The organism is Klebsiella sp. PCX (assembly GCF_021869705.1).
Taxonomy (GTDB): Bacteria; Pseudomonadota; Gammaproteobacteria; order Enterobacterales; family Enterobacteriaceae; genus Klebsiella; species Klebsiella quasipneumoniae.
This window is the reverse complement of sequence record NZ_CP091527.1, coordinates 1,477,080-1,489,939: the sequence shown is the minus strand read 5'-3', so window position 1 is coordinate 1,489,939 and position 12,860 is coordinate 1,477,080. Positions and strand designations below refer to the sequence as shown.

General features: G+C 59.2%; 11 protein-coding genes. 9 read left to right on the top strand and 2 right to left on the bottom strand.

Annotated elements, in window-relative coordinates:
• Positions 1 to 102 precede the first annotated feature (102 nt).
• The 3 genes from GQR96_RS06900 to GQR96_RS06890 all read left to right on the top strand — a co-directional run bounded on the left by GQR96_RS06900 (position 103) and on the right by GQR96_RS06890 (position 2,983).
• Positions 103 to 1,035, top strand: a complete 933-nt coding sequence (locus GQR96_RS06900) for a DNA-binding transcriptional repressor CitR (protein ID WP_049004684.1) — start codon at positions 103 to 105, stop codon at positions 1,033 to 1,035.
• A gap of 113 nt (positions 1,036 to 1,148) precedes the next feature.
• Positions 1,149 to 2,372, top strand: coding sequence for a phosphoadenosine phosphosulfate reductase (locus tag GQR96_RS06895; RefSeq protein WP_065878927.1), 1,224 nt, complete (start codon positions 1,149 to 1,151; stop codon positions 2,370 to 2,372).
• On the top strand, positions 2,357 to 2,983 hold the full coding sequence (locus tag GQR96_RS06890; protein WP_004885834.1) for an IbrB-like domain-containing protein: 627 nt from the start codon (positions 2,357 to 2,359) through the stop codon (positions 2,981 to 2,983). The genes GQR96_RS06895 and GQR96_RS06890 overlap by 16 nt, the downstream gene beginning before the upstream one ends.
• Here the strand turns inward: GQR96_RS06890 and GQR96_RS06885 are convergent, their stop codons facing one another.
• Positions 2,984 to 4,129 carry a pyridoxal phosphate-dependent aminotransferase gene (locus tag GQR96_RS06885; RefSeq protein ID WP_074384386.1) on the bottom strand — a complete coding sequence of 382 codons (1,146 nt, stop codon included), beginning with the start codon at positions 4,127 to 4,129 and terminating at the stop codon, positions 2,984 to 2,986.
• 141 nt (positions 4,130 to 4,270) lie between these two features.
• Here GQR96_RS06885 and mtnC point away from each other — a divergent pair, with 141 nt between their 5' ends.
• Both mtnC and GQR96_RS06875 read left to right on the top strand, forming a co-directional pair.
• Entirely contained in the window at positions 4,271 to 4,960 is a 690-nt protein-coding gene (mtnC, locus tag GQR96_RS06880; protein WP_004885828.1) for an acireductone synthase, read from the top strand.
• Positions 4,957 to 5,499, top strand: a complete 543-nt coding sequence (locus tag GQR96_RS06875) for a 1,2-dihydroxy-3-keto-5-methylthiopentene dioxygenase (RefSeq protein ID WP_004885825.1) — start codon at positions 4,957 to 4,959, stop codon at positions 5,497 to 5,499. Before mtnC ends, GQR96_RS06875 begins: the two co-directional genes overlap by 4 nt.
• 126 nt (positions 5,500 to 5,625) lie before the next feature.
• Here GQR96_RS06875 and GQR96_RS06870 read toward each other — a convergent pair whose 3' ends face one another.
• The gene (locus tag GQR96_RS06870; RefSeq protein ID WP_004885823.1) at positions 5,626 to 7,935 is read right to left on the bottom strand and encodes a molybdopterin-dependent oxidoreductase; all 2,310 of its coding nucleotides are present in this window, start codon (positions 7,933 to 7,935) and stop codon (positions 5,626 to 5,628) included.
• A gap of 408 nt (positions 7,936 to 8,343) precedes the next feature.
• Between GQR96_RS06870 and GQR96_RS06865 the strand changes: the two genes are divergently transcribed.
• Genes GQR96_RS06865 through GQR96_RS06850 form a run of 4 tightly spaced genes read left to right on the top strand, consistent with a single transcriptional unit; the run spans position 8,344 to position 12,858 of the window.
• Complete coding sequence (locus GQR96_RS06865) at positions 8,344 to 9,324, top strand: sugar ABC transporter substrate-binding protein (protein ID WP_008805613.1); 981 nt, start codon at positions 8,344 to 8,346, stop codon at positions 9,322 to 9,324.
• Positions 9,325 to 9,368: 44 nt separating this feature from the next.
• A complete protein-coding gene (locus GQR96_RS06860; protein WP_025999138.1) occupies positions 9,369 to 10,871 on the top strand; it encodes a sugar ABC transporter ATP-binding protein in 1,503 nt (500 codons plus the stop codon).
• Positions 10,868 to 11,857 carry an ABC transporter permease gene (locus tag GQR96_RS06855; protein ID WP_065878925.1) on the top strand — a complete coding sequence of 330 codons (990 nt, stop codon included), beginning with the start codon at positions 10,868 to 10,870 and terminating at the stop codon, positions 11,855 to 11,857. Before GQR96_RS06860 ends, GQR96_RS06855 begins: the two co-directional genes overlap by 4 nt.
• The gene (locus tag GQR96_RS06850) at positions 11,854 to 12,858 is read left to right on the top strand and encodes an ABC transporter permease (RefSeq protein ID WP_004885814.1); all 1,005 of its coding nucleotides are present in this window, start codon (positions 11,854 to 11,856) and stop codon (positions 12,856 to 12,858) included. The genes GQR96_RS06855 and GQR96_RS06850 overlap by 4 nt, the downstream gene beginning before the upstream one ends.
• The last annotated feature ends 2 nt before the right edge of the window (positions 12,859 to 12,860 follow it).

The window sequence follows — 12,860 nt, the reverse complement described above, 5'->3', positions numbered from 1 at the left end:
ATATTACTGGCCAAAAATAAATTCACACCACGCATATTAAGCCATTCAACATTCTTATTATGAATATTTCAATTCGCACTGATAATACACAGGACTGCATTAATGGCAAATCTTTACGACCTGAAAAAGTTCGATTTAAACCTATTGGTTATTTTTGAGTGTATATATCAACATTTAAGCATCAGCAAAGCGGCGGCGACGTTATTTATCACCCCGTCGGCGGTGAGTCAGTCATTGCAGCGTCTGCGCCAACAATTAAATGATCCGCTATTTGTTCGGGTCGGGAAAGGCATGACGCCCACCACCGCCTCCGTCAATCTTCATTATCATCTGCAACAAAACCTTGAACAACTGGAAAAAACAATCAATCTCAATAAACGCACCGAACTGCGAAAGCGTATTGTGATATATGGCCCGCCGCTGTTCTGTTCAGTAAACAGCCATTTTATGATTAACCAGCTCTGTCATCAGGCTAATTTACAGATTGAGCACCATAACCTGACCACCACGGAATCGGCGGAGGAGTTGCTGGCGTATCGCCAGGCGGATCTGGTATTCACCCGAATGCCCATCAACAACCGCGCTACTATTTGTCAGCCCTATAAGACGGTGCAGACGCTGGCGTTGTGCCGGAGGGACCATCCGCGGCGTGAGGAACTCACATCGGTTGAAGCGCTGGCGCAGGAGTTTTTTACCCACTTCATCACCAACGATCCCGTGATTCAGCGCGTTCAGCAGAGCAGCATGCCGTGGCTGAACCCGAACAATATCGCCTTTCGCAGTGACTCGTTTATGACCATTCTTAATATGATCAGTAAAACCGACTTAATTGGCTTCGTTCCTTCCTATTTATTTGATTTTATTTCACCCACTATGCAGCTTCACGTCATTAATATAGACAATCTCTTCCCGGATATCACAATATACATTAACCACCATCATTCATCTTCGCAGAATCATTTCTTATCTGAATTAATCAGCATTCTAATGGATGATAGAGTAGCATCACAACCACAAATTAATAACAATGGATAACATATCCACTATTTACCCCACATTGTCCGAATAAAAAAACGACCATTAAACTCCCGGCCCTCATCGTTTATACTGACCAAATGGGAATATCTCGTATTAAAGGATTAATGGTCATGTCGTTTATTAAATATCCCTTACCGGAGTCGGTGCTGCAGGCGACGGAACAGCGGATCCAATGGGTTCTGGATAATTTTTCACGCGTTTGCGTCTCTTTCTCTGGCGGAAAAGACTCCACCGTTATGCTGCATTTAACCGCGCAGGCAGCTCGGTTACAGGGCAAGAAAATCAGCGTACTGTTTATTGACTGGGAAGCACAGTTCTCTTGCACCATCGCCCACTGTGAAAAACTGCGCGCCCTGTATCAGGATGTCATCGACACCTTTTACTGGGTCGCCCTGCCGCTCACGACCCAAAATGCCCTGACGCAGTATAAGCCGCAATGGCAATGCTGGGAGCCCGGAGCCAGCTGGGTCCGCCAGCCGCCGCCAGGGGCGATCGCCCACCCGGATTATTTCCCCTTCTACCAACCCGGAATGAGCTTTGAGGCTTTCGTCAGCCATTTTGCCGAGTGGTTTTCCCAGCGGCGGCCCGCCGCCGTGCTGGTGGGCATTCGGGCTGATGAGTCGCTGAATCGCTTTATGACCATCTCTTCCCAGCGCAAACAACGCTTCGCTGACGATAAACCGTGGACCACCTCGGCGCCGGGGGGACACGCCTGGTACATCTACCCGCTCTATGACTGGAAAACCGCCGATATCTGGACCTGGTTTGCCAGAAGCGGCCAGCCCTATAACCCGCTGTACGATCTGATGTATCAGGCCGGGGTGCCGCTGCGCTACATGCGCATCTGCGAACCCTTCGGTCCGGAGCAGCGCCAGGGGCTGTGGCTGTACCATGTGCTGGAGCCGGAACGCTGGGCCGCGATGTGTCAGCGGGTCAGCGGCGCGCACAGCGGCGGCGTCTATGCCGGGCATGACAATCAGTTCTACGGTCACCGAAAAATCGACAAACCCGACCATTTGACATGGAAAAGCTATGCTCTTTTCCTGCTCGACAGCATGCCGGAAACCACCGCCGAGCACTATCGCAATAAAATCGCCGTCTACCTGCGCTGGTATCAGAAAAAAGGGATGGAAGATATTCCCGACACCCAGCCCGGGGACATTGGCACAAAGGATATCCCCTCCTGGCGACGAGTCTGCAAAGTGCTGCTCAATAACGACTACTGGTGCCGTCAGCTCTCGTTCAGTCCGACCAAAAGCAGCCACTATCAGCGCTACCGAAAACGTATGGAAAAACATCGTCAACAATGGGGGATATTATGCAACAACAACTAACGCAGGCGCTGGACGCTTTCCTGCAAACACTGGATGATGAAGCGCGCATCGAGGCTATCAACGCGTTTCGCCATGTGCTCCACCAGCGCAGTCCCTTCCGCTCCCAGCCGGTTGACTGCGTGCTGTGGGTCAAACAGGAGCAGGTCGCCCCCAATGACTACAATCCGAACAACGTGGCGCCGCCGGAAAAACGTCTGCTGCAGACCTCGCTGGAAGCCGATGGCTTTACCCAGCCGGTGGTGGTCATCCGCCAGGGTCCGCAGGCGTATACCATTGTCGATGGTTTTCACCGTCATGAACTGGCCTGCAGCAAAGCGTCATTGAAAAATGCCCTGCATGGCTATCTGCCGGTGACCTGTCTGCCGAATGAAACCGCCTCCCGCGATGGGCTGATGGCGGCAACCATACGCCACAACCGGGCGCGGGGACGTCACCAAATCCACGCCATGTCGGAGATTGTGCGCGAGCTGACCCGGCTCGGCTGGACACCGCAAAAGATCGGCAAAGAGTTGGGGATGGATGCCGATGAGGTACTGCGTCTGAAGCAAATCAGCGGCCTGACGGAAATGTTCGCCGGCCGCCAGTTCTCTCAGGCATGGACCATTAAATAACTATAGCTGGCACAAACGCGCCGCCGCGGCCAGCAGGGTCTCCGGTTGTTTAGCGAAGCACAAACGGATCAGCTTGTGCGGGAACGGGTCGGCGCAGAAGACGGAGAGCGGGATCGCCGCCACCCCAACCTCTGTCGTCAGCCAGCGGCAGAAGCTCACGTCGTCAAGATCGGAGAGGGCGCTGTAGTCCGCCAGCAGGAAGTAGGTGCCCTCACATGGCAGGAGTTTCAGCCGGCTGGGGCGCAGCGCCTCAATAAACAGATCGCGGCGTTCACGATAAAACGCCGGCAGCTCGAGATAGTGCTCTGGCGCCTCGCGCAGCATATCGGCGATCGCCAGCTGCGCCGGGGTATTCACCGAGAAGGTCAGATACTGATGAACCTTACGCAACTCCGCGCTGATGGCCGCCGGGGCCACGCAGTAGCCAACCTTCCAGCCGGTCATATGAAACGTTTTGCCAAACGAAGAGACTGCCACCGCCCGCTCGCGCAGCTGCGGATGCGCCAGCACGCTGGCGTGGCCGTTTTCGGCAAAGTTGATATGCTCATAGACCTCGTCGCTGAGAACATAGATCTCACGTTCGGCTATCGCCTGCCACAGGGCGGCAAAATCCTCGCGTTGCCAGACCGTGGCCGAGGGGTTGTGCGGGGTGTTGAGGATCACCAGCCGGGTTTTGTCGCTCAGCGTCGCGGCAAACTGCTGCCAGTCGACGCGAAAATGCGGCGGCTGAAGGGCAATACGGCGTAATTCGCCGCCGGCCAGCGCCACCGCGGGAGCATAGCTGTCGTAGCTGGGATCGAAACAGACCACCTCGTCGCCACGGCGCACCAGGGCGGTGATCGCCGCGTACAGGGCCTCCGTCGCCCCGGCGGTGACCGTGATATCGCTGTTGACGTCGGGTCGATATCCATACAGCTCCGCCGTCTTGTCAGCGATCGCCTCGCGCAGCGCCGGCACGCCGGTCATCGGGGCATACTGATTCGCCCCCTGCGCCACGTGGTACGCCAGACGCTCCTGAAGATAGCGCGGGCCGTCAAAATCGGGAAAGCCCTGAGATAGGTTGATGGCCTGATGCTGCTGGGCCAGGGCGCTCATCTGGGTAAAAATGGTGGTACCGAGCGCCGGAAGTTTACTCTCTGGAATCAACGGGTTATTGCTCATTCTTGTTTTACCGATTGTAATGCTGTTGTTGAAGCCACTATAACACGATGTTAATATTTGGCAATCAAGACGCTTAGACGTCTAAATGCTAATGTTATTCCACGCTACGCCCACTCTGGAGAAACCATGATCCGCGCCATCGTGACCGACATCGAAGGCACTACCAGCGATATCCGCTTCGTGCATAACGTGCTGTTCCCCTACGCCCGCGAACGACTGGCCGGCTTTGTGACCGCTCAACAGCACGCTGAGCCGGTGAGAACGATTCTCGACAACTTGCGCCGAGAGACAGACTCCCCCGCCGCCAGCACCGCCGACCTGATTGCTACCCTCTTCGCCTTTATGGACGAAGACCGTAAATCCACTGCGCTGAAGGCACTCCAGGGGATCATCTGGCGCGATGGCTACCTCAACGGCGACTTTACCGGCCATCTCTACCCGGACGTGCTGCCGGCGCTGGAGAAGTGGAAAGCACAGGGCATTGATTTGTATGTATATTCTTCTGGCTCCGTGGCAGCGCAGAAATTGTTATTTGGCTACAGCGATGAAGGTGATATTACTCATCTGTTTACGGGCTATTTCGATACCCTGGTAGGCGCTAAACGCGAAGCGCAGTCCTACCGCAACATTGCTGAACACCTGGGCCACGCCCCCGGGGCCATCCTGTTCCTGTCGGATATCCATCAGGAACTCGACGCCGCCGAAGCCGCGGGGTTGCGCACTGTCCAGTTGGTACGCGGCGATCGCGACCCGGCAAGCCACCACCCTCAGGTTCAGCGTTTTGACGACATTCATCCGGAGCAGATCCCAGCATGAGCGCATTAACCCTATTTTCTGTGACCGATCCGCAAACGCCGGTCTGGCACAGCACCGACGCCAAAGCGATTCAGGAGCAGCTTAACGCCAAAGGCGTCCGTTTCGAACGCTGGCAGGCCGACCGCGACCTCGGCGCAGACCCCAGCGCAGAAACGGTGATTGCCGCCTATCAGCATGCGATTGACAAACTGGTCGCCGAAAAGGGCTATCAGAGCTGGGACGTCATCAGCCTGCGCGCCGATAACCCGCAGAAAGAGGCGCTGCGGGAAAAATTCCTGAATGAGCACACCCATGGCGAAGACGAGGTCAGGTTTTTTGTCGAGGGCGCCGGTCTGTTCTGCCTGCACATTGGTGACGAGGTGTTCCAGGTGCTGTGCGAAAAGAACGATCTGATTTCGGTTCCTGCCCACACTCCGCACTGGTTTGATATGGGATCAGAACCGAACTTCACCGCCATTCGCATTTTTGATAACCCGGAAGGCTGGATCGCCCAGTTTACCGGCGACGATATCGCCAGCGCCTACCCACGGCTGGCGTAACGTCGTCCTGTCATCCATTACCGCCTGGTCAGGAGCCTTAAACTGCCTGGCCCGCGCTTTCCCGGAGGCGGCGCATACTGCGCCTTCTCCGGGCTATCCGCCCCGCCGCCGGCGATCCTCCCACGCTTAAACCGCAATAAACTTCGGCGGGTCAAAGGCGGTGATCGGCGGCAGTTCCTCTCGCCACGGGGCGATTTCCACCCAACAACTCTGGGCGCTACAGCCCTGCCCCAGGCGCGAACTGCCGCGATCCGCGGTTAACACGTTGGGATTACCGTGCTTATCGAGGGTTCCTTTTTCATTCGGATCCAGAGGGTCATACCAGGCGCCGGTGGACATCTGTACCACCCCCGGCAAAATCTGTTCACTCAAATGCACGCCCGCCAGAATCGCCCCGCGGTCGTTATACACCTTCACCACGCTGCCTTCGTGGATGTCTCTTGCCTGCGCGTCCCGCGGATGCATCCACAGCGGCTCGCGTCCCTGAATTTTCGTCGCCCGACTGACGCTGCCGTGATCATACTGGCTGTGCAGGCGGGCGCGTGGCTGACTGGAGAGCAGATGAAGCGGCCAGCGCGCCGCCTCCAGTCGTTGCCGGGCAGCCTCTTCCTCATCCCACCAGGGATGGCCAGGGCATTCGCGATAGCCAAACCCGGCGACGGTAGAGGAAAAGAGTTCAATCTTGCCGGAGGGCGTGGAAAGCGGATAGCGCTGCGGATCGGCGCGAAAATCGGCGAGAAAGACCTGCGGCCGCTCCGGCGCGCTGTACTCCAGCACCCCTTGCTGCCAGAAATCCTCGAACGAGGGCAGCGCAATGCCCTCCTCCTGCGCCCGCGGCCTTGACTCCTCATAGAGATGGCGCAGCCACTGCCCGGCGTCCCGCCCCTCGCTGAACAGTTCTCCGAAGCCCAGCCGCCCGGCAAGATCGCGGAAAATAGCGTAATCATCACGCGCCTCGCCCACCGGCGGGATCTGCGCGCTCATGGCAATCATAAATCCGTCATGACCGCCGCTGCCGATATCCTCTCGCTCCAGCGAGGTGGTAGCCGGCAGGACGATGTCAGAGAATTTGGCCTGCGCGGTCCAGTACTGCTCATGCACCACCACCGTCTCCGGACGGCGCCAGGCCTCGCACAGTCGGTTAATATCCTGGTGATGGTGAAACGCATTGCCTCCCGCCCAGTAGACCAGACGGATGTCGGGATAATGCAGCAGCTGACCGTCGAACTCATAGGCTTCTCCCGGGTGCAGCAGCATATCGGACAGCCGCGCCACCGGGATAACGCTGTCCACCGCATTTTCGCCGGCGGGCAAGCGCGGGCCGGAAAACGCTTTTCGCACCGCCCCCGCCAGGTTGGTACAGGCATAGCCAAACCCGAGGCCGCCGCCCGGCGTGCCGATCTGTCCCAGCAGCGCGGTCAGGGCCACCGTCGCCCAGTAGGCCTGCTCCCCCTGACGGGCGCGCTGGATGGACCAGGAGATATTCACCATCGTCCGGTGGCGGGCCATCTCCCGCGCCAGCTCGGCGATGCGCTGGGCGTCAAGGCCGGTAATTGCCGCCGCCCACGCCGGTGTTTTCGCTATGCCGTCATGCTCGCCCAACAGATACGCGCGGTAAGGGGCAAACCCGACGGTATGGCTGGCGATAAACGCCTGGTCGTAGAGGGACTCAGCGATCAGCACATAGCTCAGCGCCAGCAGCAGTGCGGTATCGGTGCCCGGCCGAATGGCCAGCCACTCGGCGTCGGGCACCGCGCTGAGGTCATTGCGCACCGGACTGATATTAATAAACCGCGTGCCGTTGGCCTGCATCTTATCCAGCCAGTACGGCAACATATGGTCATTGGCGCCGCCGCCGTTGACCTGGGCATTGCGCAGCGGCAGGCCGCCAATCGCGACAAACAGCTGACACTCCCGCGCCAGCTCGGAAAAATGGGTATGCTGACGATGCAGCGGGCTCAGCGGCCCAAGGATATGCGGCAGAATACGCTCGCCCGCGGCGCTGCTATAGGTATTGGTGCTGGCGGTATACCCGCCAAAGCCCTTAAGAAAACGATGCAGCTGGCTCTGCGCATGGTGAAAGCGCCCGGCGCTGGCCCAGCCGTAGGAGCCGCCGTAAATCGCCTCATTGCCGCAGCGCGCCTTGACCGAGCGCAGCTCGCGAGCCACCAGGTCCAGGGCCACCTCCCAGCTGACTTCGACAAAGGGCTCCTTGCCTCGCCCTTCTCGTGACGCCGGCCCGTGCTGCAGATAGCCGGCGCGTACCGCCGGGCGACGAATGCGCGTTTGGCTGGTCACCGCGTCGGGGAGCGACTGACCGATGCGTGAAGGGTTTTTATCCCAGGGCACCGGCTTAACCGCCACGATCTCGCCCTCGCGGCTCTCCACCTGCCAGGTTCCCCAGTGCATCACCGTATAATTATGCTGTTTCTTCATAGCGCCCGCGTTCTTCTCAGCCTAAGGTTCGTTAAAATAAAGCGGGGAAATGCAGTAATATTGCTTACCCGGCCAGACATTGCGCTGCTAAAAAAAGCTTTAGCCCGCGCAATCTTCTCTTTTTCTCTGTAGATGCCGTATTTCCCATACACTCATAATAAACAGAAAATTGTCTTTATCTGCTAAATAAACACGGAACAAGCCAAAAATAAAACCACAAAATAAAAAGGCCTATCCGCCATCATGAAATATTTTCAGGTTCTTCATGACAAAATAAACTTTTTCTCTGGCGTTTCCGCGATATAACATTGCCGGCATAACTTAGACTTATTTTGTATTTGAGGTGGCGAGGTGCTTCTTGTCATGCTACCGGTCCGCAACCACCTTCATCACAGGATCATAATAACAATGTCGCAGAAGAGAAAATTATTGCCTGCCGCGCTGGGACTGCTTTCCCTTGCCTCGCTGAGCGTCACTGCCGCGGACGCCCTCTCCTTACAGGGAAAAACCATTGGCGTTGCCGTAGTAGGCACCCAGCATTTCTGGGATCGCGAAGCTTTTAAAGGCGCGACAGAGGAAGTGGAGAAACTGGGAGGCAAAGTCATTGGCGTCGATGGCGGCCGGGATAATCAGGTTCATGCCAATAATCACGATATTTTACTGTCACGCAAGGTGGATGCGGTAATTAGTATTCTCGGCGACAGCGCCGTCGAACCCAAATTTAAAGCATTACGTGATGCTGGTATCCCGGTATTCACCGTGGATCATGTTTCACAATATTCGGTCAATAATACCACCTCCGATAACTACACTCTGGGCTCCACCATCGGTCGCTACATGGCGGACGAATTAGGTGGTAAAGGCAACGTCGCTGTATTTAATGCGTTCTCCAGCGCGCTGCGTATTTGCGGAATTCGTTACGATCAGTGGAAATATGTCCTTAAGGATTACCCGGATATTCATATTATCCAGCCCGAGCTCGCGGAACAGTTCGCCAACTCGCCGGAAGACGCGCGGAAGAAAACCCTCGAATTACTCAGCCAGTATCCGAAAGGCAAACTGGACGCCATCCATGTCGCCTGCTGGGATCAACCGGCCATCGGTATCGTCCAGGCGCTGGAAGAGACCGGCCGTGATAAGGACGTGAAAGTGACGGCCATCGACGCCGGTCCGGAAACGCTGGAGATCATGGCGGAGCCCGGCAGTCCCTTCGTGGCTAACGTCGCGCAGCAGCCGCATCTGATCGGCCAGACCTCCGCCGACAACGTGGCCCGCTACTTTGCCGGTCAGAAACTGCCGGTGCAAACCTTTATCCCGGTGATACCGGTGAAAGGTCCGCAGGAAGCGAAAGCGGTGTATAAACAGTTGGGATACGGCGAACTGCAGTGATAAATCAACACCCTGGCGGGGAGCGCCCCGCCGCGGGTCTGGTCATGGACCAGATCGGCAAACGTTTTGCCAGCGTAATGGCGCTTAATGCGGTTACCCTGCGCCTCAATCCGGGGGAGATTCATGGCCTGATTGGCGAGAACGGCGCCGGTAAATCGACGCTGATCAAGATCCTCGCCGGCGTTTATCAGGCCGACAGCGGCAGCGCGACCCTCGACGGTCGCCCGCTGCCCCTCGGCAACCCGGCAGCCATCGAAGCCGCTGGCATCCGCGTTATCCACCAGGAGCTCAACCTGATCCCGCACTTTACCGTCGCGGAATCGGTGTTTCTGGGCCAGGAGTATCGCACCCGCTGGGGGGCGCTGGATCGCCGACGGATGAAGGCCGCCACGGCGCAATTTTTCCAGCAAAACTGGCAGTTGGCGATCGACCCCGAACGTCTGGTGCGAGACCTGAGCCTGGCCGAGCGCAAGCTGGTGCAGATTGCCCGCGCGCTGATCGACGGCGCGGCGCGGCTGGTGGTGTTCGACGAGCCCACCGCCCCCCTCGAGGCCCAGGAGGCCAGTCTGGTCACCTCCGCCATCCTGCGCCTGCGCGACCAGGGCATTGCCATTCTGTATATTTCCCACTATCTCAATGAGATAGCCAGCCTCTGCGACCGTGGCACTGTGCTGCGCAACGGGGAAGTGGTCGGTTATCCCGACCGCGACCTGCTGCAGAATACCGAGGCGCTGATCGCCATGATGGTCGGCCGGGAAATCGACCAGCTGTATACTCCGCGCCAGCGCCCGGCGGCAGACAACGGGGAGGCTCCGCTGCTCTCGGTGCGCCAGCTGAGCGACGGACGGCAGCTGCAGGATCTCTCTTTTGATATTCACCCGGGGGAGATCGTCGGCGTCGCCGGCCTGCTCGGCGCCGGGCGCGATGTGCTGGTGGACTTACTCTACGGCTTGCGCCCGGCGGAGCGAGGCACTATCCATCTCGACGGCCTGCCGCGACGAATCCGTACGCCAAAGCAGGCGATCCGCGCCGGAATGGCGCTGGTCCCGCGCGACCGCCGCCATCAGGGGCTTATCCTCTCCTTCACCACCGCCGACAATATTAATCTCGCCTCGCTGCCGGAGACCGCCACCTTTGGCTGGGAGCGGCGGGGGATCGCCGAGAGGAAAGCGCGCGACTGGATAGAACAGCTGGCGATCCGCCCGGGTCGCCCGGCGCTGCCGGTACGCTACATGAGCGGCGGCAACCAGCAAAAAGCGATCCTCGCCCGCTGGCTCGGCACCGATGCCCGGCTGTTTATTCTCGATGAACCCACCCTCGGGGTTGATATCGGCGCCCGCCGCGATATTTATCAACGTACGCGCCAGCTGGCCGATAAAGGGCGGGCGGTGCTGGTCTCCTCCAGCGACGCCACCGAACTGCTCGGACTATGCGACCGGATCCTCGTCCTCTGGCGCGGTGCGCTGGCGGCGAATCTGCCCACCCGCGGGCTGACCCTCGACGCCCTGCTGGTGGCGATCAACGGCGGACAGGAGCCTTCACCATGAATACCGCTATCCATCGTCGCGGCCGTCCGGGCCTGGCGACGCTTGTTGAAAAATTCCCCCTGATCCTGTTTCTGGCGCTGCTGGTGTGGCTGAGCGTGCAGTCGCCCTACTTCCTCAGCTGGCAAAATATCAGCCTGATGCTGGTCCAGAGCGTTCCGCTGGCGATCCTCTGTTTCGGCCTGGTCTGCGTCATCGCCGTTGGCGGAGATGACGTGGTCTCCGGCGGCATCGACCTCTCCCTGCCGGCGACGGCGGTGCTCGGCGTAGCGCTGCTCAGCCTCGGGCTGGCCGAATGGCACACGCCGTATCTCCTGCTGCTGGCGCTGCTGGCGGCGGTTTGCCTGCTCTGCGGGGCGATCAACGGCTTCCTGGTGCTGGCGGCCGGCCTGCCGCCGCTGCTGGCTACCCTCTCGACCTCCGTGGCGTTTACCGGCCTGACGGACCTGCTGACCGGCCAGCGGCGCATCGCGGTCAGCGATCCGCTGATGGTCGCCTTTCGCGATAACAGCCTCCTCGGCCTGCCCTGGCCGCTGGTCTATCTGCTGGGGGTATTTATCCTGTTCCAGTTCCTGCTCCATCACTCCCGCTTCGGTCAGCATGTGCAGGCGGTGGGCGGTAATCGCGATATGGCGCAAATGAGCGGCCTGAACGTGCGCCGCTTAACCCTGCAGGTCTGGCTGTTAGCCGGCATCGCCGCCGGGCTGGCTATTCTGCCGCTGCTCAGCCAGGGCTCCGGCAGCTCCAGCGGAACGGCCACGCCGCTGCTGCTGGAAACCGTGCTCGCGACCTTTATCGGCGCCGCCTTCTCCCGCCGTCGGGTAGTCACCATCTGGGGCGCGCTGCTGGGGGCGATTCTGGTTAACGCCCTCTCTAACGGACTCGGCCTGTTGGGGGTCAATATCTTCTGGATGGGCGCCATTAAAGGCGGCCTGATCCTGGTGGTACTGGCGGCCTCGGCGGTCAGACACAAAGGAGGCGAGGCATGAGCCAAATCACTCTGAAAACCCCAGCTCCTGCGGAACAGACGGCCAGCAGCCCGCTGGCCTGGCTGTCGCGGGCCGGATTCGGCATCATCACCCTGCTGGCCATCGCCCTGTTCGGCTGGGCGAATCCAGTATTTTTAACCGTGGATAACTGGGCCAACCTGCTGCAGGGCAGCGCGATCCTGCTGATTGTGGCGATGGCGATGACCCTGATTGTCAGCGCCGGGGCGATTGACCTGTCGGTGGGCGTGGCGCTCGATTTCGGCGCCGCCTTCGCTCTCGTCGCCCTGAAAACCTGGCATCTGCCGTGGCAGGCGGCGGTGGGCTGCGCCCTGCTCGGCGGGGTGCTGATTGGCCTGCTCAATGCCTTTCTGATCCTCATCTGCCGGATCCGCCCCTTCCTCGCCACCCTCGGCACCTGGTTTATCGCCAGCAGCGCCGAACGTATCTATACCGATGGCGGCGGCGCGATAGCCTATCGGCGGATGGCTCCCGAGTATCACGACCTGGCGGTGGGTAACCTTGGCGGGATCCCCACGCCGGTAGCGATCGTGCTGGTGCTGTGGCTGGCGGCCTGGCTGGTGACCGAGCGCACCCTGTGGGGCAAATATATCCGCGCCATCGGTCAGAACAGCGAAGCGGCGCGCATCGCCGGGATCCGCGATCGCCTGACCATGCTCGGCGTGCTGGTGGCCGCCTCAGCCCTCTGCGCCGTCGGCGGGGTGATCCTCTCCGCCAACCTGCGGCAATTTACCCCGCTGGCCGGGCAGTCTTACCTGATGGACGCCATTGCGGCGGTGTTTATCGGCACCGCCTTTAACCGTCTGGGCCGGGTCAGCATCGCCGGCACCCTCGGCGGCGTGCTGTTCCTCGCCATTATTGATAATGGTCTGAACCTGATGGGCCTCAATTATCTGGTGAAGGACGCGCTGGTCGGCGTGATTCTGGTGGTGGCCCTCGCCCTATCCTTCTGGCAGGCGCGTCTGCGCCAAACGCATCGCTAAAC